General features: G+C 58.5%; 21 protein-coding genes. 5 read left to right on the top strand and 16 right to left on the bottom strand.

What is annotated here, in order from left to right; translation table 11 throughout:
- Window positions 1-15: 15 nt before the first annotated feature.
- From ruvB to B0D71_RS27485, 8 genes are all read right to left on the bottom strand, one after another.
- Window positions 16-1,077, bottom strand: a complete 1,062-nt coding sequence (ruvB, locus tag B0D71_RS27525) for a Holliday junction branch migration DNA helicase RuvB (RefSeq protein ID WP_008015800.1) — start codon at window positions 1,075-1,077, stop codon at window positions 16-18.
- Window positions 1,078-1,686, bottom strand: a complete 609-nt coding sequence (gene ruvA, locus B0D71_RS27520; RefSeq protein ID WP_103397517.1) for a Holliday junction branch migration protein RuvA — start codon at window positions 1,684-1,686, stop codon at window positions 1,078-1,080. It lies immediately after the preceding gene.
- Window positions 1,687-1,800: 114 nt separating this feature from the next.
- The gene (ruvC, locus tag B0D71_RS27515; RefSeq protein WP_103397516.1) at window positions 1,801-2,325 is read right to left on the bottom strand and encodes a crossover junction endodeoxyribonuclease RuvC; all 525 of its coding nucleotides are present in this window, start codon (window positions 2,323-2,325) and stop codon (window positions 1,801-1,803) included.
- A 160-nt stretch (window positions 2,326-2,485) separates the two neighbouring features.
- Window positions 2,486-3,232, bottom strand: a complete 747-nt coding sequence (locus B0D71_RS27505) for a YebC/PmpR family DNA-binding transcriptional regulator (RefSeq protein WP_007977329.1) — start codon at window positions 3,230-3,232, stop codon at window positions 2,486-2,488.
- 128 nt (window positions 3,233-3,360) lie between these two features.
- Window positions 3,361-5,136 carry an aspartate--tRNA ligase gene (aspS, locus tag B0D71_RS27500; RefSeq protein ID WP_103397515.1) on the bottom strand — a complete coding sequence of 592 codons (1,776 nt, stop codon included), beginning with the start codon at window positions 5,134-5,136 and terminating at the stop codon, window positions 3,361-3,363.
- Between the two features lie 119 nt (window positions 5,137-5,255).
- Entirely contained in the window at window positions 5,256-5,477 is a 222-nt protein-coding gene (locus B0D71_RS27495; protein ID WP_007977333.1) for an FmdB family zinc ribbon protein, read from the bottom strand.
- Window positions 5,478-5,613: 136 nt separating this feature from the next.
- Complete coding sequence (locus tag B0D71_RS27490) at window positions 5,614-5,949, bottom strand: ribbon-helix-helix domain-containing protein (RefSeq protein WP_103397514.1); 336 nt, start codon at window positions 5,947-5,949, stop codon at window positions 5,614-5,616.
- Window positions 5,950-6,215: 266 nt separating this feature from the next.
- Window positions 6,216-6,686 (bottom strand): Dps family protein, encoded by a 471-nt coding sequence (locus B0D71_RS27485; protein ID WP_103397513.1) that lies wholly within the window; start codon window positions 6,684-6,686, stop codon window positions 6,216-6,218.
- A 311-nt stretch (window positions 6,687-6,997) separates the two neighbouring features.
- On the opposite strand from B0D71_RS27485, the gene B0D71_RS32135 reads away from it, so the two are divergent.
- Window positions 6,998-7,600, top strand: coding sequence for a cold-shock protein (locus tag B0D71_RS32135; protein WP_103397512.1), 603 nt, complete (start codon window positions 6,998-7,000; stop codon window positions 7,598-7,600).
- 64 nt (window positions 7,601-7,664) lie between these two features.
- Here the strand turns inward: B0D71_RS32135 and B0D71_RS27475 are convergent, their stop codons facing one another.
- Both B0D71_RS27475 and B0D71_RS27470 read right to left on the bottom strand, forming a co-directional pair.
- Window positions 7,665-7,871: a SlyX family protein gene (locus B0D71_RS27475; protein WP_007977339.1), complete on the bottom strand. Its 207-nt coding sequence runs from the start codon at window positions 7,869-7,871 to the stop codon at window positions 7,665-7,667.
- A gap of 3 nt (window positions 7,872-7,874) precedes the next feature.
- Window positions 7,875-8,300: an HIT domain-containing protein gene (locus tag B0D71_RS27470; RefSeq protein ID WP_103397590.1), complete on the bottom strand. Its 426-nt coding sequence runs from the start codon at window positions 8,298-8,300 to the stop codon at window positions 7,875-7,877.
- Window positions 8,301-9,211: 911 nt separating this feature from the next.
- On the opposite strand from B0D71_RS27470, the gene B0D71_RS27465 reads away from it, so the two are divergent.
- Window positions 9,212-10,540, top strand: coding sequence for an OprD family porin (locus tag B0D71_RS27465; RefSeq protein WP_103397511.1), 1,329 nt, complete (start codon window positions 9,212-9,214; stop codon window positions 10,538-10,540).
- 141 nt (window positions 10,541-10,681) lie between these two features.
- Here B0D71_RS27465 and B0D71_RS27460 read toward each other — a convergent pair whose 3' ends face one another.
- Both B0D71_RS27460 and B0D71_RS27455 read right to left on the bottom strand, forming a co-directional pair.
- Complete coding sequence (locus B0D71_RS27460) at window positions 10,682-11,524, bottom strand: mechanosensitive ion channel family protein (RefSeq protein WP_103397510.1); 843 nt, start codon at window positions 11,522-11,524, stop codon at window positions 10,682-10,684.
- A gap of 137 nt (window positions 11,525-11,661) precedes the next feature.
- Window positions 11,662-12,147 carry a YajQ family cyclic di-GMP-binding protein gene (locus B0D71_RS27455; protein ID WP_007977344.1) on the bottom strand — a complete coding sequence of 162 codons (486 nt, stop codon included), beginning with the start codon at window positions 12,145-12,147 and terminating at the stop codon, window positions 11,662-11,664.
- 134 nt (window positions 12,148-12,281) lie between these two features.
- Between B0D71_RS27455 and B0D71_RS27450 the strand changes: the two genes are divergently transcribed.
- From B0D71_RS27450 to B0D71_RS27440, 3 genes are read left to right on the top strand one after another with little or no spacing between them, the layout of a single operon-like run.
- Window positions 12,282-13,199 (top strand): putative 2-dehydropantoate 2-reductase, encoded by a 918-nt coding sequence (locus B0D71_RS27450; protein WP_103397509.1) that lies wholly within the window; start codon window positions 12,282-12,284, stop codon window positions 13,197-13,199.
- A 45-nt stretch (window positions 13,200-13,244) separates the two neighbouring features.
- Entirely contained in the window at window positions 13,245-15,281 is a 2,037-nt protein-coding gene (locus B0D71_RS27445; protein ID WP_103397508.1) for a HAMP domain-containing sensor histidine kinase, read from the top strand.
- A 2-nt stretch (window positions 15,282-15,283) separates the two neighbouring features.
- Entirely contained in the window at window positions 15,284-15,865 is a 582-nt protein-coding gene (locus tag B0D71_RS27440) for a cob(I)yrinic acid a,c-diamide adenosyltransferase (protein WP_103397507.1), read from the top strand.
- Window positions 15,866-15,980: 115 nt separating this feature from the next.
- On the opposite strand, the gene B0D71_RS27435 is transcribed toward B0D71_RS27440, so the two are convergent.
- The 4 genes from B0D71_RS27435 to secA all read right to left on the bottom strand — a co-directional run bounded on the left by B0D71_RS27435 (window position 15,981) and on the right by secA (window position 21,720).
- Window positions 15,981-16,925 (bottom strand): Nudix family hydrolase, encoded by a 945-nt coding sequence (locus B0D71_RS27435; protein ID WP_103397506.1) that lies wholly within the window; start codon window positions 16,923-16,925, stop codon window positions 15,981-15,983.
- Window positions 16,922-17,554, bottom strand: a complete 633-nt coding sequence (locus B0D71_RS27430) for a glutathione S-transferase (RefSeq protein WP_103397505.1) — start codon at window positions 17,552-17,554, stop codon at window positions 16,922-16,924. The genes B0D71_RS27435 and B0D71_RS27430 overlap by 4 nt, the downstream gene beginning before the upstream one ends.
- 92 nt (window positions 17,555-17,646) lie before the next feature.
- Window positions 17,647-18,864 carry a bifunctional glutamate N-acetyltransferase/amino-acid acetyltransferase ArgJ gene (argJ, locus tag B0D71_RS27425; protein WP_103397504.1) on the bottom strand — a complete coding sequence of 406 codons (1,218 nt, stop codon included), beginning with the start codon at window positions 18,862-18,864 and terminating at the stop codon, window positions 17,647-17,649.
- A gap of 120 nt (window positions 18,865-18,984) precedes the next feature.
- A complete protein-coding gene (gene secA, locus B0D71_RS27420) occupies window positions 18,985-21,720 on the bottom strand; it encodes a preprotein translocase subunit SecA (protein WP_103397503.1) in 2,736 nt (911 codons plus the stop codon).
- Window positions 21,721-21,996 lie beyond the last annotated feature (276 nt).

Raw genomic sequence — 21,996 nt, 5'->3', positions numbered from 1 at the left:
TGCACGCAATGTTAATTAATCGTCAGCGGCATCGAGAAACTCGTCTACCACGGGCATTTCGCCCAATCGTGACGGAATGTTTAAACCGAAATGCAGGTAGGCATGCCGCGTCACCACCCGCCCCCGTGGCGTGCGCATGATATAGCCCTGTTGGATCAGATAAGGCTCCAGCACGTCTTCAATGGTGTGACGCTCTTCGCTGATGGCGGCGGCCAGGCTGTCGACCCCGACTGGCCCGCCGTCGAACTTCTCGATCATGGTCAGCAACAGACGCCGGTCCTGGTGATCGAAGCCCCGCTCGTCAACGTCCAGCAGGTTCAGCGCCAGGTCGGCAATCGGCTTGGTAATGTGCCCCTTGGCGCGAACTTCGGCGAAGTCTCGCACCCGGCGTAGCAGTCGATTGGCAATGCGTGGCGTGCCACGGGCACGGCGGGCAATTTCGAAGGCGCCTTCCGGGTCCAGCGGCAAACCGAGGATGCTCGCCGAACGGCTGACAATCGTCGACAAGTCGGCGTTATTGTAGAACTCAAGACGCTGAACGATGCCGAAACGGTCGCGCAACGGATTGGTCAGCATCCCGGCCCGCGTCGTTGCGCCGACCAGGGTGAACGGCGGCAGATCCAGCTTGATCGAACGCGCAGCCGGCCCCTCGCCGATCATGATATCGAGCTGAAAATCCTCCATGGCCGGGTACAGCACTTCTTCAACGATGGGCGACAGGCGATGGATTTCGTCGATAAACAACACATCATGAGGCTCAAGGTTGGTCAACAGCGCCGCCAGGTCACCCGGCCGCTCCAGCACCGGCCCCGAGGTGCTCTTGATCGACACGCCCATTTCCTGGGCGATGATGTTGGCGAGGGTGGTCTTGCCAAGGCCCGGCGGACCAAAGATCAGCGTGTGATCCAGGGACTCGTTACGACCGCGAGCAGCTTGAATGAACAATTCCATCTGCTCGCGAACGGTCGGCTGGCCAATGTATTCGGCCAGGCTGACCGGGCGAATCGCCCGGTCCTGGACTTCTTCGCGCTCACGCGGGCTGTGCGTGGCAGCGATCAGACGATCAGCTTCAATCACTTAGATCATTCCCTTCAAGGCGCGGCGGATCATGTCTTCACTGCTCAAACCTTTCTCCTTGATCGCAGACACGGCCTTGCTCGCTTCCTGGGGTTTGTAGCCCAGGGAAATCAGCGCGCTCACGGCATCGTTTTCAGCGGTGTTCACCGGGGCCGGTCCATCCGGCTGGTTCGGCACCAGGGCGAACATGGCCGGTACGGTTTCCCAGGCCTTGAAGCGGTCCTTGAGCTCTACCAGTAAGCGTTCGGCGGTTTTCTTGCCAACACCCGGGACCTTGGTCAATGCCGAAGTGTCCTGGGACTGTACGCAACGAACCAGTTCGTCGACTTCCAGACTCGACATCAAGGCCAGCGCCAGTTTCGGCCCGACACCATTGAGGCGGATCAACTCGCGAAAAAAGTCTCGCTCACGCCTGCCGACAAAACCATAGAGTAACTGTGCGTCTTCGCGCACGACCAAATGGGTGTGCAAGGTCAGCGGCTCACCGACCGACGGCAAGCGGTAAAGGGTCGTCATGGGTACTTCGAGCTCATAGCCCAGGCCGTTTACATCCAGAATCAGATGCGGAGGCTGCTTCTCAGCCAGGGTGCCGCGCAAACGTCCAATCACGTTACAAATCCTTGAGCGTTGGCCAGCTCTGGGCCAGCGACTGACAGAGCGAGGGAATAACGCCGACAACCCGGGCGAAACGTCCCCACTCCATAAAGTTGATTGCTGATGCTATCAGAGACGCAGGCGCCCGCCACGACTGCGTGCAGCTCCCAGACCATGGGGCAGCAGGCTGGAACGGGTATGAGCGTGGCAAATGGCAATGGCCAGGGCGTCCGAAGCATCGATCTGCGGTTTGCTGGTCAGCTTGAGCATGTGCATGACCATCATCTGCACCTGCTCCTTGTTGGCCGCACCAGTGCCGACAACTGCCTGCTTGACCTGGGTTGCGGTGTATTCGGCAATTTCCAGGCTTTCCTCGGCACCTGCCACGATCGCAGCGCCACGGGCCTGCCCCAGTTTCAGGGCGGAATCGGCGTTACGGGCCATGAACACCTTTTCGATCCCCATGGTCACCGGATGGTAGGTCTGAATGATCTCCCGTACCCCGCGATAGACAATCTGCAGTCGCTCAGGCAGCTCGCCGGCGCCAGTGCGGATACAACCGGACGCGACGTACTCGCAGCCACGGCCAGTATCACGAACCACACCGTAACCGGTGATACGCGAACCGGGGTCGATACCTAGAATTAAAGTCATAACGCCTGCGGGTTAAGAAAAAACACGATATTCGACACAGCGAAGGAAAAATGTGGGAGCGGGCTTGCTCGCGAAAGCGCTGTGTCATTCAACCACTGCATTGACTGACCTGACGCGTTCGCGAGCAAGCCCGCTCCCACCTATTGGATCTTAGCCGCCCTTAACCGAGCTGTGCGGCCACCGACTCCGGAATCTCCGCGTTGGAATAGACGTTTTGCACGTCATCCAGGTCTTCGAGCATATCGATCAGTTTGAGGACTTTCTCCGCACCTTCAAGATCGAGCTCGGCGCTGGTGGTCGGCAACATGACAATTTCCGCGTCGTCACCTTTGAAGCCCGCCGCTTCCAGGGCATTACGCACAGAATAGAAACCGGCAAACGAGGTGAACACATCGATGGAACCGTCTTCGTTGGTCACCACGTCATCGGCGTCAGCCTCCATGGCCGCTTCCATCAGCGCGTCTTCGTCGACGCCGGCAGCGAAGGAGATCTGTCCCTTGCGTTCGAACAGATAAGCGACCGAACCATCGGTGCCGAGGTTGCCACCGCACTTGCTGAACGCGTGACGAACCGCGGCCGCGGTGCGATTCCGGTTATCGGTCATGCATTCGACCATCACCGCCACGCCGCCCGGACCATAACCTTCGTAGGTCAGCTCAACCACATCGTCGGTGTCGGCAGCGCCGGTACCACGGGCGATCGCACGATCGATGATGTCGCGGCTCATGTTGGCACCCAGGGCCTTGTCCAGGGCCAGACGCAGGCGCGGGTTGGAGCCCGGATCGCCGCCACCCTGACGGGCTGCAACGGTCAGCTCACGAATCCACTTGGTGAAGATCTTGCCCCTCTTGGCATCCTGACGTTCTTTGCGGTGCTTGATGTTCGCCCACTTGGAATGACCTGCCATAACTCGCTCCGAATTCTCTTTGAAACATTGCCCGCTGCGCTGCATTGCACCGGCGGGCAAACAAAAGTCTTGAACAGCTTTGCGTATAAAGAAAGGGCGCATCCACGGATGCGCCCTTCTGGCCAGCCTTACTCGGCCTTAGGCGTTTCACGCAGACGAATGTGCAGCTCGCGCAATGCCTTGGCATCCACCTGGCCCGGCGCCTGGGTCATGACATCGGCCGCGCTCTGGGTTTTCGGGAAGGCGATCACTTCACGGATCGACTGGGCGCCGGTCATCAGCATCACCAGACGGTCCAGACCGAAAGCCAGACCACCGTGCGGCGGTGCGCCGTACTTCAGGGCGTCGAGCAGGAAGCCGAATTTTTCTTCCTGTTCCACTTCGTTGATACCCAGCAGGCGGAAGACCGCTTGTTGCATCTCTTTGCGGTGGATACGGATCGAACCGCCACCCAGCTCGGTGCCGTTCAACACCATGTCATAGGCACGGGACAGAGCGCCGGCCGGGTTGGCTTCCAACTCCGCAGGGGAGCACTTCGGCGCGGTGAACGGGTGGTGCAAGGCACTGAAGCTGCCGTCGTCGTTTTCTTCGAACATCGGGAAGTCGACGACCCACATCGGAGCCCATTCGCAGGTCAGCAGGTTCAGGTCGTGACCGAGTTTGATGCGCAATGCGCCCAACGCTTCGCTGACGATCTTGGCCTTGTCGGCGCCGAAGAACACGATGTCGCCGTCAACTGCACCAACACGATCCAGGATCACGTTGAGGTTGGCTTCAGGGATGTTCTTCACGATCGGCGATTGCAGACCGTCAACACCGGCAGCGCGCTCGTTGACCTTGATATACGCCAGGCCCTTGGCGCCGTAGATGCCGACGAACTTGGTGTAGTCGTCGATCTGCTTGCGCGGCATGCTCGCCCCGCCTGGTACACGCAAGGCGGCGATACGGCATTTCGGGTCGTTGGCCGGGCCGCTGAACACCTTGAAGTCGACTTCCTTGAGCTGATCGGCCACGTCCACCAGTTCCAGCGGGTTACGCAGGTCTGGCTTGTCGGAACCGTAGCGACGCATGGCTTCTTCGAAGGTCATGTGCGGGAAATCGCCGAATTCCAGATCCAGCACTTCCTTGAACAGGTTGCGGATCATTTGCTCGGTCAGGCCCATGATCTCTTTTTCATCGAGGAAGCTGGTTTCGATGTCGATCTGGGTGAATTCCGGCTGACGGTCGGCACGCAGGTCTTCGTCACGGAAGCACTTGGCGATCTGGTAGTAACGATCGAAGCCGGCCACCATCAGCAGTTGCTTGAACAGCTGCGGCGATTGCGGCAAGGCGAAGAACGAACCGGCATGAGTACGGCTCGGCACCAGGTAGTCACGCGCACCTTCAGGGGTGGCACGGGTCAGGATCGGCGTCTCGACGTCGAGGAAGCCGTTCTCGTCCAGGAAGCGGCGGATGCTGGTGGTCATGCGCGAACGCAGACGCAGCTTCTCGGCCATTTCCGGGCGACGCAGGTCGAGGAAACGGTAGCGCAGACGGGTTTCTTCGCCGACGTCGGAGAACTCGTTCAACGGGAACGGCGGGGTTTCCGATTCGTTCAGCACTTCCAGCTCGTAGCCGAGGACTTCGATCATGCCCGACGCCATGTTGGCGTTGGTCGCACCGGCCGGACGCAGGCGAACCTTGCCGGTGATCTTCACGACGTACTCGCTGCGCACGCGATCGGCTGCTGCGAAGGTTTCAGCACGGTCCGGATCGAACACGACCTGTGCCAGACCATCACGATCACGGATATCGAGGAAAATCACCCCACCGTGGTCACGGCGACGGTGGACCCATCCGCAAAGGGTAATTTCCTGGCCGTCCAGGCTTTCGTTCAGTTGGCCGCAATAATGGCTGCGCATCATGGTCGTGGTTTCACTTCTCGTAATTCGAAATTCGGTGGAGATCCTGCAGCAGCCCCGCCTTTAATAAAGTCGTCGGGTGATGCAAGAGCACGCGTGTCGTTCAGCTCAGGTTCCAGACCTTAGTCAGCTTTGTCGCCGCCGGCCAGGTTCTTCTTGGAACCGGTCTTGAAATCGGTTTCGTACCAACCCGTGCCGCTGAGGCGAAAGCCCGGCATGGACAGCATTTTTTTCAGTTCTGGCGCCTGACAGGCAGGGCAGTCGACCAGCGGTGCATCGCTGATTTTTTGAATGGCTTCCAACTGATGACCACAGGAAGCACATTGATAATCGTACATCGGCATGGAGTTTGTCTCGGCGATCAGATTGCTACCGCACACGCTGGGTTTTGCGGCAAAGAGCGGGATTATATCCATTAAATGCGGCCTGTGCAGCCGTAAGACTGCACAGACCGACACTCTGCTGCTTTTGCTACCCAGACTAGGCCGCGACGATGCAACCTCCTTCCTTGAGGCTGTGCACGACACAGACAACCCGCACCAATCCACTGAAGTTCCTTACCCCGCCGTGACGCAGGTGAACTTCGCGATCCACATGAGACAGCAGGCTACTGACTGAGCAACCATTGACCCGGGCCATCTCCCCCAAAATATCCCAATAAACCTGCTCAAGCCGCAAACAGGTTGCGAAGCCATTCAATCGTACCGAGCGGGACAAGGGCTGGGCCAGCCCCATATCGAACTCGCGAACAAACGGATCGACCCGTACATCCTTGCGCGAACCGTTTCGCCCCTCTTCCTGCCGTTCATAAACCATAACGCTGACACTCCTTTGCCATCCTGGCTTCCTTAAGCGCAACTGTGTGTCGACTTATAAAAACGCAGGTACAAAGGTATATCCAGATGACTTTATGGCCTTCGGCGTAGGATAAGCCAACAACTGTTGGCAGACCCCGGAGAACGTCCTACTCCGGACTTTTTCCCACGCAGCGAAGTAATGCCCCCTTCAGAAGCACCTAATTGAATGGCGTAGGAAAGAAGAGCGCAGACGACACTTCAAGGCGTCATCCGCGCACGCAAGCGTTACTGATCCAGCAGAGCGCGAAGCATCCACGCCGTTTTTTCATGCACCTGCATGCGCTGGGTCAGCAAGTCCGCCGTAGGTTCGTCACTGACCTTGTCGAGCAGGGGAAAAATCCCCCGCGCCGTCCGCGTGACCGCCTCCTGCCCCTCGACCAATTGCCTGATCATGTCCTCGGCGGCAGGCACGCCCACCTCCTCCTTGATAGAGGAAAGCCGCGCATAGACGGAATAGGCACCGGGAGCAGGAAACCCCAGGGCACGAATGCGCTCGGCAATCGAATCGACTGCCAGGGCCAGCTCGGTATATTGCTCTTCGAACATCAAGTGCAGAGTTCGAAACATCGGCCCGGTGACATTCCAATGGAAATTATGGGTTTTCAAATAAAGCACGTAGGTGTCCGACAGCAGGCGCGAAAGCCCGTCGACGATGGACTTGCGGTCCTCTTCACTGATACCGATATCGATTGCCATGTTTTTCCCCTAAAGGTGATGAAGTTCAGCCAGCAGGTGCCCGCTCACTCTAGCAAGCCTACCGCCTTGCCGCAGCCGCGGAACTTCGGGCAACCTGCGGCAAATCGCCCTCAAAGAGCCGCCGGACGCCCTGATTTGAGTAGCCTGCGGCTTTGCTGTTAAATAGACAGCGTGTCGCCAGTGCCTATTTTTTCGGGGTATGGCGCATAGGCTGATACCGGGTACGTGTCCAACGCCTCTTTCATTGTTTTGAAGCGAACCGTGCGCCATCAGCTCTTCCTTGTGAGCTGTCTTAACGTGAGTTAATTAAAATGTTGAAAATCGTCCATCTGCTGATAGGCACAGCGGCCTTGCTGCTGTCCTTCATCCCTAGCCTGCACTCCGAAGCCTTACCTTACCTGCAACAACCTGACGCGCTGTACCTGGCCTTTTTCGGCCTGCTCAACCTCACGCTTGCACCTGTCATCCCGTACTGGAACAAAGGTCCGCGCCACCAACTGCAGAATCTGGTCAGCGCCCTGCTGGTGCTGGCGGTAGTCCTGCAAACCCTGACGCTTATCGCACCGATGCCGGTCATCGCCGGCCAACCGGCCGTTCTGTTCAGCCTGGTCGCAGCCGTGATCGCTGTTGCCCTGCACCTGGGCATCAGCTTCTACAAATCGTCTCCGGCCGCCGCCTCGCCAAGCTACGACATGAGCAACCGCGATACCGGCACCGTCAAGTGGTTCAACACGTCCAAAGGCTTTGGCTTCATTTCCCGAGACTCCGGCGACGATATCTTCGTCCACTTCCGGGCCATTCGCGGTGAAGGCCACCGCGTCCTGGTCGAAGGCCAGCGCGTGGAGTTCTCTGTCATGAATCGTGACAAGGGCCTGCAAGCCGAAGATGTGATCGCCGCACTGCCGCGCCGCTGATTCAAGGCTAAAAAAAACCGCGCACAGCTTGGCTGTCCGCGGTTTTTTTATGCCTGCATATTGCTTAATAGTGCGGCGGGGGCGCTTCTTCTTCGAACGACTCGAACTGGCCGACCATCTCCTCCTGCCGCTTGAGCAGCGCAGCCATTTGCAGTTGCAGGCGCTCGACCACGCGCTGCTGCGCGACCAGCACATCATTCAATGCCTGGATGGTGTCATCCTGAAAGGCCAGGCGGCTTTCAAGGTCGGTAACGCGTTCTTCCAGGCTCATGGGTCAGCCCTCCAGAAACGTAAATTCATCGGTCAATATCAGGCGCAAACGCTCGCGAATGGCGGCAATCTGCTCCGAACTGTAGGGTTTTGCCGGGCACTTACCCCAAACCGGTGCTGGCCAGGCGGCATCTTCGCGCTGGCGTACGATCACATGCATGTGCAACTGACTGACGACATTGCCCAGCGCCGCAACATTCAACTTGTCCGCATCGAACGAATCCTTGAGCACTTGCGAAAGCGCCGTCGTCTCCTGCCAAAGCTGCTGCTGGTCTGCGACATCCAACTGAAATATCTCACTGATAGCCTCACGACGAGGTACCAGGATGAACCAGGGATAGTTCGAATCGTTGGACAACAGCAACCGGCAGAGCGGAAAGTCCCCGATCGGTAACGTGTCTTGTTGAAGTCGTGGATCTAGAGCGAACACTGCGCGTACTCCCGCCGGGTCATCATTTTTCAGCTTAGCGCCCATCCAGATGGGACAGCACACCAAGCGACCGGACGGCAGCATACCTGCGAACGGCGCGCGCTTCACGGCGAACCTTGCACAGAGGCCACGAGCGCCAACAAAAGGCTGAAAGCCCGCCCCCGGATGAGACACTTTTCACCGCCGCGCACCATTACAGAACTGATTGGCCGGAAAAAATGCCGAAATGACTGATTAGCAAGAGATAGTTCGCTTCAGGCAAGCGCTGGACAGGGATGAGTTCATCACAAGGCAAAAGATTTTTTGCACCAAAACCGCACAGTGGGTCTACGCTGAACGCTTCGACATCCGCCATTTACTCACTGGCGGGGTGAACCGGTAACATTTAGGGTTGTCAGGCAGTCGACCCGAAGGATGCAACATGATGTCAGGCAAGGCGTCAAGCCCAAACTAAACGCGCTTGAACCCCCCGGTTTTATGAGGCTTTTACAGCGTCAGGCAGTCAAAATAGAAAAAAAATGTAACAAAACCAAATTTGTGCATGTTTGTTGCATTCATACCCAACATCACCTGAGTGGCACCTGCTGGAAGCGGTGGCCTTCAGGCAAAAAAGACAGTGGCAAGGTAGCCCGATGGAGATTCAAACGTTTCACCAGGACTCTTTTTACTGGCGCCAAGGCTCGAAAAACAGCATTAAAGTTGTCAGCCCGGTTGCGTCGGAGCTCGAAATTTGCGACATCTACCAAGCTGTTTGCGACAGGGTCGTAAAGAACGCGAAAGGTTAGATACGCAAGTATCGCCAACATTGTCGGCGTGATATAAGTTTGCGCCGACACAAAAAGAAAGAGCCGCCCAGATAATAAAACAGGTGGGACGGCAGTACTCTTCTAAAACCAAAGGAGCAAATCACGATGCGCGTGATGAAGTGGAGCATGATCGCACTGGCAGTTGCAGCAGCAGCCAGTACCCAATTGGCTACGGCCGCCCCTTTCGTAAGTGACCAGGCTGAAGCCAAAGGTATTGTTGAAGACAGCACTCTGAACTTGCTGGTTCGCAACTACTACTTCAACCGTGATAACAAAGATGGCGGCAACGACCAGAAAGACTGGACCCAAGGTATTTGGGGCAACTTCAGCTCCGGTTACACCCAAGGCCTGATCGGCGTTGGCGTTGACGCTTTCGGTTACCTGGCAATCAAACTGGACGGCGGTGATGGCACCGGCGGCACCGGCAACATGAGCCGCGATGCCGATGGCGAAGTCAACGACAGCCAGGGCAAGGCCGGTGGCGCTGTTAAATTCCGCGTATCCAAAACCGAGCTGAAAGTCGGCGACATGCAGCCAAGCACTGCTCCAGTGTTTGCAGTTGGCGGCTCCCGAATCCTTCCTCAAACTGCCAGCGGCATCCAGCTGCAGAGCAGCGAAGTCAAAGACCTTGACCTCGAAGCCGGTCACTTCTACTCGGGTACCAGCCAGGACCGTAACGCTCGTGACGGCGGCCTGTTTGCAACCTACGCTGGCGTAGAAGCCAACTCCATCGACTACTTCGGTGGCAAATACGGCATCACCGACAACCTGTCGGCATCGCTGTACGGCGCCAAGCTGGAAGACATCTGGAACCAGTACTACGCCAACCTGAACTACACCATCCCGATGGGTGGCGACGAGTCGCTGAACCTGGACGGTAACATCTACAACACCAAAGACACTGGTGATGCCAAAGCAGGCGAGATCAGCAACACTGCTTACTCCCTGGCAGCCGCGTTCTCGTTCATGAAAGCGCACACCATCACCCTCGCCTTCCAGAAGGTTAACGGTGACACTCCGTTCGACTACATCGGTGTGGGTAAAAACAACCGCGGCGGCGACTCGATCTTCCTCGCCAACTCCATCCAGTACTCTGACTTCAACGCCCCTGGCGAGAAGTCTGCACAGGTTCGTTACGACCTGAAAATGGCTGAGTACGGCGTTCCAGGTCTGAGCTTCATGACCCGTTACGTGAAAGGTTGGGACATCGACGGCACCAAAGCTCCAGTTGGCGGCGCTTACGAAGGCATCTACGGTGCAGACGGCAAGCACAACGAAACCAACTTCGAAGCCAAGTACGTTGTTCAATCTGGCCCGGCAAAAGACCTGTCCTTCCGTATTCGTCAAGCATGGCACTTCGCTAACGCTGACGAAGGTGAAGGCGACGTGAAAGAGTTCCGTTTCATCGTCGACTACCCGCTGTCGGTTTTGTAATCGCATCCAGTTAGTTTGCGGTAACAAAACAAAAGGCCCATCTTCGGATGGGCCTTTTTTATTGCCTGTGCAAATTGTTCAATTATTGAACAGCCGACTTACATACCTGACCGAAAAGTCAGTCATGTATGGCAAGGCCCGTCACTGCACTGCGGATTCCTGAACCACGCGAATAACCCGCTGTGGAAATGGAATATCGATACCAGCTTGTCTCAGGTGATCACGGGACAGTTCGTTGAACATGAACATCACATCCCAATAATCTGCTGTCTTCACCCAGACACGCAGCGAAACAGTGATAGAACTGTCACCCAATGTCGAAATGACTGCCTGAGGTGCCGGGTCAGTCAATACACGGGGATCCTTGGCCAGCTCCAGCAATACTTGACGGGCTTTCTGCAAGTCCGCTTCGTAATCAACACCTACATCAAACACGACTTTGCGGGTCGGCTGACGATTGGTGTTGGTGATGATGCCGTTCGACAAATTGCCGTTGGGCACGATGATGGTCTTGTTGTCACCGGTACGCAGCACGGTATGGAAAATCTGGATGCTGTCGACGGTGCCGGCGATACCCTGAGCCTCGATCCAGTCACCGATACGAAACGGACGGAACAGCAAGATCAACACGCCGCCGGCGAAGTTCGCCAGGCTGCCCTGCAAGGCCAGACCAATGGCCAGACCCGCCGCACCAATCGCCGCGACAAACGAAGTGGTTTCCACACCGATCATCGAGGCTACGCTGACGACCAGCAGGATCTTGAGGATGATGTTCGCCAGGCTGCTGATAAAACCTTGCAGCGCCAGGTCGGCATTGCGCAAGGCAATCAGGCCGCCGAGCTTTTTCGTGACTTTGTTGATCAGCCACCAGCCGATGGCCAGGGTGATGACCGCCAGCAGTACACGACTGCCGTATTCCATGATCATCGGGATCCAGGTTTGGGAAACCTTGACCAGGTTGTCTACCTCAGCATTTAAGTCCATCTACTTGCTCCTGTTTTCCGGCTATCCGGCATGCGTAAAAAAAAGCGGCAGAAAGATCGAACCGCGACGGGTTCAATCGTTTCTGCCGTTGCTTGGGCCTCCGACGTCGCAAACGCCGATAGGTTCCCGCTTTCAAATCAGTCGCGGAAGTTGTTGAACTGCAGCGGCATACCGAATTCCTTGGCTCGCAGCACAGCAATGGCTTCCTGCAGGTCATCGCGCTTCTTGCCGGTAATACGAACCTGCTCGCCCTGAATGGCAGCCTGGACCTTGAGCTTGGCATCTTTGACGTGAGCGACGATTTTCTTCGCCAGCTCCTTGTCGATGCCTTCCTTGAGGACGGCTTCCTGCTTCATCAGCTTGCCCGACGCGAACGCGTCCTTGACCTCAAGGCACTGCACGTCGATTTTGCGCTTGACCAGGGCCAGCTTGAGGATCTCAATCATCGCTTCGAGCTGGAAATCCGCTTCCGCGGTCAGGTTGACGGTCAGGTCTTTTTCCTTGAACTCGAAGCTGCCTTTGCCTTTCAGGTCATAACGACGATCGAGTTCCTTGACGGCGTTCTCGACCGCGTTGGTGACTTCGTGTTTGTCCAGTTCGGATACCACGTCGAACGACGGCATGTAATCTCTCCAATATAAAGGCGCGCCGATGGAGCACGCCTGGCTTGCGGTTAAAATCCGCGCTGATTATAACGGGTCTTTCCCATCATTCACTGTGAGCTGCCAATGCACGCCTTAAAGAGAGCAAAAAGCTGATGTCCACCACCTGGCATGTTCTGGGCGCCGGCAGCCTCGGCACTTTATGGGCAACACGTCTGGCGCGGGCTGGCGTACCGGTGAGGCTGGTCCTGCGGGATACCACGAGACTACAGGCCTATGAGGCGAGCGGTGGTTTGACATTGGTGGAACACGGCGAGGCGCAACACTATGCCGTGCCCGCAGAGACAGCCGACAGCACGCAGCCGATCAACCGCCTGCTGGTGGCGTGTAAAGCCTACGATACCGAAAGCGCGGTGGCCCGACTGGCGCCCCGCCTGGCCCCCGGTGCCGAGCTGATCCTGCTACAAAATGGCCTGGGCAGCCAGGACGCAGTGGCCGCACAGGTTCCGCAGGCACGCTGCATCTATGCGTCGAGCACCGAAGGCGCCTTCCGCGACGGCGATTGGCGCGTGGTGTTTGCCGGGCACGGCTTCACCTGGCTGGGGGATGCGAGCCATCCGGTCGCACCGATCTGGCTCGACGACCTGAGCACCGCCAGCATCCCCCACGAATGGAGTACCGACATCCTGACCCGACTGTGGCGCAAACTCGCCCTCAACTGTGCAATCAATCCGCTGACGGTGCTACACGATTGCCGCAACGGTGGCTTACAGCAACATCACTGCGAGGTTGCCACCCTGTGCGGTGAACTGGTGGAGTTGCTCGAGCGTTGCGGTCAGCCGGCAGCCGCCGAAAACCTGCAACAGGAAGTCGAACGGGTGATTCACGCCACCGCAGCCAACTACTCATCAATGCATCAGGACGTCACGAGCAAACGCCGAACAGAAATCAGCTATCTGCTGGGCTACGCCTGCAAAGTGGCCGGACGCCATCAACTGAACCTGCCTCACCTCAATCAGCTTGAGTCACGGTTGATCGCTCGCCTGCAAAGCCTTGGATTGCCCAGCGACTGAGCAGCGGCTACGCTGGCCACTTGTTCCTTTTCTGCGATCAATCCAATGCCATTGCGCCAGCGCCTTGAAAACCTGCCCGTCGGCCAGAAACTGCTGGCCGCCCTGCTGGCACTGATGGTCACCGTCCTGCTGGTTGCCAACCTGACCTTTATCAGCGCCGCTTACTACATCTCCCAGGAAAGCATGGCACCCCAGGCCCTGCAGACCATCGGCCGACTGGTGTCGAACCCGAGCCTTGTGTCCGAAGCCCTGGAATCGCCGCAAAGCGCCGAGCGCCTGCTCAACGAACTCAACAGTTATTCACCGCTGCGCGCGGCAGTCCTGTATGACGGAAAGGGCGAACAGTTGGCGCAGCTGCAACGCGGCGAGAAACTGGAGTTGCCGAAACGGTTCCGGCATATCGAAGATTGGCAGGTGACCGAGTTTCGCAGCAATCAGGTCATCACCCTGCCCCGCCCCGGAACCGCGCCCGGGCATTTGCTGTTGGTCGCCAGCAGTGAACTGCCTGTGGCGTTCTACACCGGCACCCTGACGGCCAGCCTGGGGATTCTGATTTTCAGTGTGTTGCTGTGGCTGATCATCGCCCGTCAGATCAAGCGCCTGATTACCCGGCCGATCCATCAGCTCGAAGAGTTGTCCCGCCAGGTAACCCGTGAGGAAAACTACGCACTGCGTGCTTCGCGAGGCAACCACGATGAAATCGGCAGCCTCGCCGAAGCGTTCAACACCATGCTCTCGCGGATCGAGGCCCGAGAGCAGCAACTCAAACGCGCCAGGGACGACTCCCAGGCTGCCTATGACCAGGCCCAGGGCCTGGCGGAAGAAACCCGCCATACCAACCGCAAGCTGGAGCTCGAAGTCCAGGTGCGCAGCAAGATCGAGAAAAAGCTCACTGGTTTCCAGAACTACCTCAACAGCATCATCGACTCCATGCCGTCGGCACTGATCGCCCTCGACGAACAGCTCTATGTGACGCAATGGAACCAGGAAGCCAGCGCCTTGTCCGGCACTCGCCTCGACGAAGCCCTGAACCAGCCGATCTTCCTTGCCTTCGAACCGCTCAAGCCGTTCTTGCCGCAACTCAAGCAAACGGTCGAACAGCACACGGTGGCCAAAATCGAACGTGTCACCTGGCTCAAGGACGAAGAGCCCCGCCACTACGCCCTGACCTTCTATCCGTTGATGGGCGGCGCCGGGCGGGGCGTGGTGATCCGGATCGACGACATCACCCAGCGCCTGTCCCTGGAAGAGATGATGGTGCAGTCGGAGAAAATGCTCTCGGTCGGCGGTCTTGCCGCCGGTATGGCCCACGAGATCAACAACCCTTTGGGTGCGATCCTGCACAACGTGCAAAACATTCGCCGACGTCTGTCCCCCGATCTGCCGAAGAACCTCGAAGTGGCCGAACAGGCCGGCATCGAACTGGCGACGGTCAATCAGTACCTGCAAATCCGCGAAGTGCCACAGTTACTCGACGGCATCCAGCAGGCCGGCGCCCGGGCCGCCAAAATCGTCACCCACATGCTCAGTTTCAGCCGTCGCAGCACCCGCCAGATGGCCCCCTGCGACCTGCCCGCCCTGATCGACCAGGCGGTGGAGATCGCCGGTAACGATTTCGACCTGGCGATCGGTTTCGACTTCAAGGGCCAGGCCATCATTCGCCAGTTCGATCCCGCGCTTGGACCGGTCCCCGGCACCGCCAACGAACTGGAACAAGTGCTGCTCAACCTGTTGAAAAACGCCGCGCAAGCCATCCACCAGCGCGAAGACGACAGCGAGCCGGGGCGCATCATTCTGCGCACCAGGCTGAATCCGCCATGGGCGGAAATTCAGGTCGAGGACAATGGCATCGGCATGAGCGAAAGCGTGCGCAAACGGACCTTCGAACCGTTCTTCACCACCAAGGAAATCGGCCAGGGCACCGGACTTGGGCTGTCGGTGTCGTATTTCATCATCACTAACAACCACAAGGGGCAGATGGAAGTGCAATCGACCCTGGGCCAAGGCACGTGCTTCACCTTGCGCCTGCCCCTGGCGAGCACGCCACCTGTCTCGCAAGAACTCAATCTGCTATCGAGGTAACCATGGGCTTTCGTTTGTCGAAGATTTACACCCGCACTGGCGACAAAGGCGAGACCGGGCTGGGCGACGGACGCCGCGTACCCAAGGATCACCCACGGATCGAAGCCATTGGCGAAGTCGATACGCTGAACAGTCAGGTAGGCGTTTTGCTCGCCGGATTGGCGGCGAAAACGCACACCTTTGCAGGCTTGCAGGAAGTGATCGATGTTTTGGCACCTTGCCAGCACCGATTGTTTGACCTCGGTGGCGAACTGGCGATGCCGGTGTATCAAGCCTTGAATAGCGCGGAAATCGAACGCCTGGAAACCGCGATCGATGCGTGGAATGAAGAGTTGGGACCGCTGGAAAACTTCATCTTGCCCGGCGGCTCGACGCTGATTGCCCAGGCTCATGTCTGCCGCAGCCTGGCGCGCAGCGCAGAGCGACGGTGTCAGCAATTGAATGCGATTGAGCCATTGGCCGGGGTTGGCCTGGCCTACATCAATCGGTTGTCGGATCTGTTGTTTGTCGCAGCGCGGTTGATTGCCAAGCGCCAGGGGATTGCCGAGATTCTTTGGCAGCCTGCGGCGAAACCTGAGGTTTAGCCAGCGCCTGTCAGGGCCCCTTCGCGAGCAGGCTCGCACACAGTGGATTTGTGGCGTTCACAAAACCTGTGGGAGCGGGCTTGCCCGCGAAGAGGCCAGCAGGAGCGCTACAAAGTCAGGCTTCAGGCCAGAACGCCCGAATCCCTGCCACACCCTGCGCACCCGCCGCCCAGGCTTTCTCGACCTCGGCCGGGCCAACACCACCGAGCAGGAACACCGGTTTGCTGAAACCTTCGATCAGGCTCGACGCCTGCTCCCAACCCAACGGCTCGGCGCCTGGGTGAGTCAAGGTGGGTTGAACCGGTGACAGGGTCACGAAATCCACCCCCATCTGCTCCGCCAGCATCAGTTCTTCGGCGTCATGGCACGACGCCGCCAGCCAGCGCGACGCCGGTAGTGGTCGACCAGCTGCTGCGTATTTGCGCAGTTGAGCCGAGGTAATGTGCCAACCCGCGGATGGGAAGTCGCCCAGCCATTCGAACGGCCCCTTGATCATCAACTGTGCCTTTCCGGCACACAGGCCCACCGCATCGACAGCCAGGTCGCGATATTTCGGATCGTACCCGTTCGGTGCGCGCAGCTGGATCAGCTTGATGCCGCCGGCAATGGCCTTCTGAATACCACGCAGCAAGGCCGGTGTTTCCAGATCTTCCGGGGTGATCAGGTACTGAGCGGGTAATTTCGCGGCCGCAACGATCGGCTGATTGGCCGCCGGGAACTCGTAATTCGACAAATCACGAGGTGCAACCCAGGCCAGCGGTTGTCCCTCGGCACCATGGGGCTCGCCGGTAAACGCCGAGACTTCCCAGACATCCAGCAACACCTGCTTGTCCGGGTAATCGTGCCGTATCTTGATCAACGGGCGCGCCGCGTTGACCACAATGCCCAGCTCTTCATGGAGTTCGCGGGCCAGTGCGGTTTCGACCGACTCGTCGGCTTCGACCTTGCCGCCTGGAAATTCCCACAGGCCACCCTGGTGCTGTGAGTCGGCACGACGGGCGATCAGGATTTGGCCATTGCCATCGCGGATGACGGCGGCGGCGACATGGACTCGTTTCACTTTTCCAGCTCCTCCAGTCCGGCCTTCTGCCAGGCCTTGAACGCCGGCCATTGGTAGAGGGTTTCGACATAGGTTTCGTCAGTGGCTGACAGCTTTACCTGATAGGTGCGCAAGCGCACGGCAATCGGCGCAAAAAACACGTCAGCCAGACTGATACGGCCAAACAGATAAGGCCCGGTTTCGGTCGCAGCGGCACGACACTCGGCCCACAACGCCGACATGCGTTCGATGTCGGCCTGAACATCAGCCGGGACCGGCGACAAAGGCGCGTCATGGCTCAGGTCGAACGGCATGTTGCCGCGCATGGCGAAGAATCCACCGTGCATCTGCGCACACGCCGAGCGTGCCTGGGCGCGGGCGGCGGTGTCTTTGGGCCAGAGGCCGGCGGCCGGGAACTGTTCCGCCAGGTACTCGGCAATCGCGAGGGAGTCGGCGATGGTGCCGTGTTCGGTTTTCAGCAGCGGGACCTTGCCGGTCGGTGAATGCTTTAGCAGACGCTCGCGGGTGTCCGGCTGGTTCAGTTTGATCAATTCTTCGGTATAGGCAGCGCCAGCCAGATCGAGGGCCAGAGCACCGCGCAGGGACCAGGAAGAAAGCAGTTTGTCGCCGATGATCAGGTGCAGGCTCATGTTCGGGACCTTTAGATGAGGGGGCAGGCCAAAATCTCTAGCGCTTGGTCATCCGTCATCGCGGGCTTGCCCGCGATCGGATCGACTCGGTCTTAAGTACGGTACTCGGCGTTAATCTTCACGTATTCGTGGGACAGGTCGGTGGTCCAGATGGTTTCGCTGCAATCGCCACGACCCAACTCGATACGGATGGTGATTTCTTCCTGTTGCATCACCGCCGCGCCCTGCGCTTCGGTGTAGGTCGCCGCGCGCGCGCCACGGCTGGCGATGCACACGTCGCCGAGGTAAACATCGATCTTGCTCACGTCCAGGTTCGGCACACCGGCACGACCAACCGCGGCCAGGATACGGCCCCAGTTCGGGTCGGAAGCGAACAACGCAGTCTTGATCAGCGGCGAGTGAGCAACGGTGTAACCGACGTCCAGGCACTCCTGGTGATTGCCGCCGCCGTTGACTTCAACGGTGACGAACTTGGTCGCGCCTTCGCCGTCGCGAACGATGGCCTGGGCCACGTCCATGCACACTTCGAATACCGCTTGCTTCAACTTGGCGAACAACTCGCCCTCGGCGCGGGTAATTTCCGGCAGCGCGGCCTGACCCGTGGCAATCAGCATGCAGCAGTCGTTAGTCGACGTATCACCATCGATGGTGATGCGGTTGAACGACTTGTTGGCGCCATCGAGCATCAGGTTTTGCAGCACGTCGCGGGAAACCTTGGCGTCGGTGGCGATGTAGCCGAGCATGGTCGCCATGTTCGGGCGAATCATGCCGGCGCCCTTGCTGATGCCAGTAACGGTGATGGTCACGCCGTCATGCTGGAACTGACGGCTGGCGCCTTTTGGCAGGGTGTCGGTGGTCATGATGCCGGTGGCGGCAGCTTCCCAGTTGTGGACCGACAGGTCGTCGAGGGCTGCTTGCAGCGCACCTTCGATTTTCTCCACAGGCAGCGGCTCGCCGATCACGCCGGTGGAGTACGGCAGCACCTGGCTGGCATCGACACCGGTCAGCTCGGCCAGCTTGGCGCAGGTGCGCTCGGCAGCAGCCAGGCCTGGCTCGCCGGTGCCGGCGTTGGCATTGCCGGTATTGGTCAGCAGGTAACGCACAGGGCCTTGCACGCGTTGCTTGGCCAGGATCACCGGTGCGGCGCAAAAGGCGTTCAAGGTGAACACGCCAGCAACCGTGGAGCCTTCAACACAGCGCATGACCACAACATCCTTGCGCCCAGGGCGCTTGATGCCGGCCGAGGCGATACCGAGTTCAAAACCGGCAACCGGGTGCAACGTTGGCAAAGGACCAAGACCAACAGCCATGAATGCGCTCCTTTATAAATAATGTCAGCACCGTTTCAGCAGAACGGTGGTTCGAATGGTAAAACGCCGCGACGGCAGAAGCCGGTCGCGGCGCGGGTATTTCAGCGTTTGAAACGGGTTTTACTGGATCTGCCCGTGACAATGCTTGAACTTCTTGCCCGAACCGCAGTAGCACAGCTCGTTGCGACCCAGCTTCTGCTCGTTGCGAACCGGCGCGGCAGCGAGAGCGACATCGACCTCTTCGCCCAACACTTCCGGTTGCTCCAGGCCTGGAGCCTCTTCATGCAGGAACTGCATGCGAGCGGCCAGTGCCTCGGCTTCCTGGCGCAGGCGCTGTTCTTCTTCGATCGGATCTTCGCGGCGAACCTGTACGTGGGACAGCACACGGATCGAGTCACGCTTGATCGAATCCAGCAACTCGGAGAACAGAGTGAACGACTCGCGCTTGTATTCCTGCTTCGGGTTCTTCTGGGCATAACCACGCAAGTGGATACCGTGACGCAGGTGGTCCATGGTCGACAGGTGATCTTTCCACAGGTCGTCCAGTACACGCAGAACGATTTGCTTCTCGAAGGTGCGCAGCGCTTCGGCGCCCGCCTGGTCTTCTTTCTCGTTGTACGCCGCGATGAGCTCGTTCATGAGCTTCTCGCGCAGGGTTTCCTCGTACAGGTGATCGTCTTCGTCGAGCCATTGCTGGATCGGCAGCGCTACACCGAAATCGCTCTGCAGCGCTGCTTCCAGACCCGCCACGTCCCACTGCTCAGGCAGCGATTGCGGAGGAATGTGTGCGCTGACGGTGGCGTTGAGCACGTCCTGACGGAAATCAGCGATGGTCTCACCGATGTTGTCGGCGGCCAGCAACGTGTTACGCATGTGATAGATCACTTTACGCTGTTCGTTGTTGACGTCGTCGAACTCGAGCAGTTGCTTGCGAATGTCGAAGTTGCGGCCTTCAACCTTGCGCTGGGCCTTTTCGATAGCGTTGGTCACCATGCGGTGCTCGATCGCTTCGCCAGGCTGCATGCCCAGGGCCTTCATGAAGTTCTTCACCCGGTCAGAGGCGAAGATGCGCATCAGGCTGTCTTCCAGAGACAGGTAGAAACGGCTGGAACCGGCGTCGCCCTGACGACCGGCACGACCACGCAGTTGGTTGTCGATACGGCGCGATTCGTGACGCTCGGACGCAATCACCTGCAAACCGCCCGATTCGAGCACTTGCTGGTGACGCTTCTGCCAGTCGGCCTTGATCTGGGCAATCTGCTCAGGGGTCGGGTTTTCCAGGGACGCCACTTCCACTTCCCAGTTACCGCCCAACAGGATGTCGGTACCACGACCGGCCATGTTGGTGGCGATGGTCAGTGCGCCCGGGCGACCGGCCTGAGCAATGATCTCGGCTTCCTTTTCGTGGAACTTGGCGTTCAGAACCTTGTGTTCGATGCCTTCCTTCACGAGCAGGCTGGACATGTGCTCGGAGGTTTCGATGGTGGCGGTACCGACCAGAACCGGACGGCCCGCTGCCATGCTTTCCTTGATGTCGGCCACGATTGCCGCGTATTTCTCGTCGGCCGTCAGGAACACCAGGTCGTTGTAGTCTTTACGCGCCAAAGGCTTGTTCGGCGGAATCACCATGACCTGCAGGCCATAGATCTGGTGGAACTCGAACGCTTCGGTGTCGGCCGTACCGGTCATGCCGGACAGTTTGTTGTACAGACGGAAGTAGTTCTGGAAGGTGGTCGACGCCAGGGTCTGGCTTTCGGCCTGGATGTTCAGGTTTTCCTTGGCTTCGATGGCCTGGTGCAGGCCTTCGGACAAACGGCGACCCGGCATGGTACGGCCGGTGTGTTCGTCGACCAGTACGACCTGACCGTCCTGCACGATGTATTCGACGTTGCGATGGAACAGCTTGTGCGCGCGCAGGCCGGCGTAAACGTGAGTCAGCAGGCTCAGGTTATGCGCCGAGTACAGGCTTTCGCCTTCAGCCAGCAGGCCGAGGGAGGTGAGCGACTCTTCAACGAACTGATGACCGGCTTCGTTGAGCTCGACCTGACGGGTCTTCTCGTCGACAGTGTAGTGGCCAGCCTTGGTGACTTCGCCTTCGACTTCTTCGACATGCAATTCCAGCCGCGGGATCAGTTTGTTGATCTCGATGTACAGCTTGGAGCTGTCCTCGGCCTGACCAGAGATGATCAGCGGCGTACGGGCTTCGTCGATGAGGATGGAGTCGACTTCGTCGATCACGGCAAAATTGAGTTCGCGCTGGAATTTTTCTTCCATGCTGAACGCCATGTTGTCGCGCAGGTAATCGAAACCGAATTCGTTGTTGGTGCCGTAGGTGATATCGGACGCGTAGGCAGCGCGTTTCTCTTCCGGTGGCTGGAACGGCGTGACCACGCCGACCGTCAGGCCGAGGAATTCATACAGCGGGCGCATCCAGTTGGCGTCGCGGCGGGCCAGGTAGTCGTTCACCGTCACAACGTGCACGCCCTTGCCGGACAGCGCGTTGAGGTAAACGCCCAGTGTTGCTACCAGGGTCTTGCCTTCACCGGTACGCATTTCCGCGATCATGCCTTCATGCAAGGTCATGCCGCCGATCAGCTGGACGTCGAAGTGACGCATGCCCATGACACGCTTGCCGGCTTCGCGGGCGACCGCAAAGGCTTCTGGCAGGAGCTTGTCGAGGGATTCCCCTTTGGCGATGCGGGCCTTGAACTCGTTGGTCTTGGCACGCAATTGATCGTCCGAAAGGGCCACCATTTGCTCTTCGAAGGCATTGACGAGTTGCACCGTCTTGAGCATGCGTTTGACTTCACGCTCGTTCTTGCTTCCAAAAAGTTTCTTTAACAAAGGCGCAAACATATCGGCAGGATCTTCCACACTAAAGGGATGGAGGGCGGCCCCGTGAGTCGCCCGTGCAGCCCTCATGGCCGCATGCGAACGAGCATTCTACCCGGAAACGGTGGTGAGGAAAGTGGCGAAATTCCACGATGCTGGCACTGCGCTTTGACGGGGCTCACTTTAAATAGGGGCGTTTTGCTCAACTTCAAGCCGTTCAGGGCAGAAGTTAGTTGTTGATTTAATGGGTAAAGCGCCCGCAAAAGCAATGGGCGGGTGCATCCGGTGCTTTCTGCTACC

The organism is Pseudomonas laurylsulfativorans, assembly GCF_002906155.1.
GTDB classification, from domain to species: Bacteria; Pseudomonadota; Gammaproteobacteria; order Pseudomonadales; family Pseudomonadaceae; genus Aquipseudomonas; species Aquipseudomonas laurylsulfativorans.
The sequence above is the reverse complement of the archived record's forward strand: the minus strand, read 5'-3'. Positions and strand labels throughout refer to the sequence as shown.

Coding starts and splice junctions, on each gene's coding strand:
- B0D71_RS27455 (WP_007977344.1), bottom strand. CDS start 12,147: ATGCCGTCGTTCGACGTGGTATCCGAACTGGACAAACACGAAGTCACC.
- aspS (WP_103397515.1), bottom strand. CDS start 5,136: ATGATGCGCAGCCATTATTGCGGCCAACTGAACGAAAGCCTGGACGGC.
- B0D71_RS27430 (WP_103397505.1), bottom strand. CDS start 17,554: ATGAGCCTGCACCTGATCATCGGCGACAAACTGCTTTCTTCCTGGTCC.
- B0D71_RS27460 (WP_103397510.1), bottom strand. CDS start 11,524: ATGGACTTAAATGCTGAGGTAGACAACCTGGTCAAGGTTTCCCAAACC.
- B0D71_RS27495 (WP_007977333.1), bottom strand. CDS start 5,477: ATGCCGATGTACGATTATCAATGTGCTTCCTGTGGTCATCAGTTGGAA.
- B0D71_RS27445 (WP_103397508.1), top strand. CDS start 13,245: ATGCCATTGCGCCAGCGCCTTGAAAACCTGCCCGTCGGCCAGAAACTG.
- B0D71_RS27505 (WP_007977329.1), bottom strand. CDS start 3,232: ATGGCAGGTCATTCCAAGTGGGCGAACATCAAGCACCGCAAAGAACGT.
- B0D71_RS27465 (WP_103397511.1), top strand. CDS start 9,212: ATGCGCGTGATGAAGTGGAGCATGATCGCACTGGCAGTTGCAGCAGCA.
- B0D71_RS27440 (WP_103397507.1), top strand. CDS start 15,284: ATGGGCTTTCGTTTGTCGAAGATTTACACCCGCACTGGCGACAAAGGC.
- B0D71_RS27450 (WP_103397509.1), top strand. CDS start 12,282: ATGTCCACCACCTGGCATGTTCTGGGCGCCGGCAGCCTCGGCACTTTA.
- B0D71_RS27490 (WP_103397514.1), bottom strand. CDS start 5,949: ATGGTTTATGAACGGCAGGAAGAGGGGCGAAACGGTTCGCGCAAGGAT.
- ruvC (WP_103397516.1), bottom strand. CDS start 2,325: ATGACTTTAATTCTAGGTATCGACCCCGGTTCGCGTATCACCGGTTAC.
- B0D71_RS32135 (WP_103397512.1), top strand. CDS start 6,998: ATGTTGAAAATCGTCCATCTGCTGATAGGCACAGCGGCCTTGCTGCTG.
- B0D71_RS27475 (WP_007977339.1), bottom strand. CDS start 7,871: ATGAGCCTGGAAGAACGCGTTACCGACCTTGAAAGCCGCCTGGCCTTT.
- argJ (WP_103397504.1), bottom strand. CDS start 18,864: ATGGCTGTTGGTCTTGGTCCTTTGCCAACGTTGCACCCGGTTGCCGGT.
- secA (WP_103397503.1), bottom strand. CDS start 21,720: ATGTTTGCGCCTTTGTTAAAGAAACTTTTTGGAAGCAAGAACGAGCGT.
- B0D71_RS27485 (WP_103397513.1), bottom strand. CDS start 6,686: ATGGCAATCGATATCGGTATCAGTGAAGAGGACCGCAAGTCCATCGTC.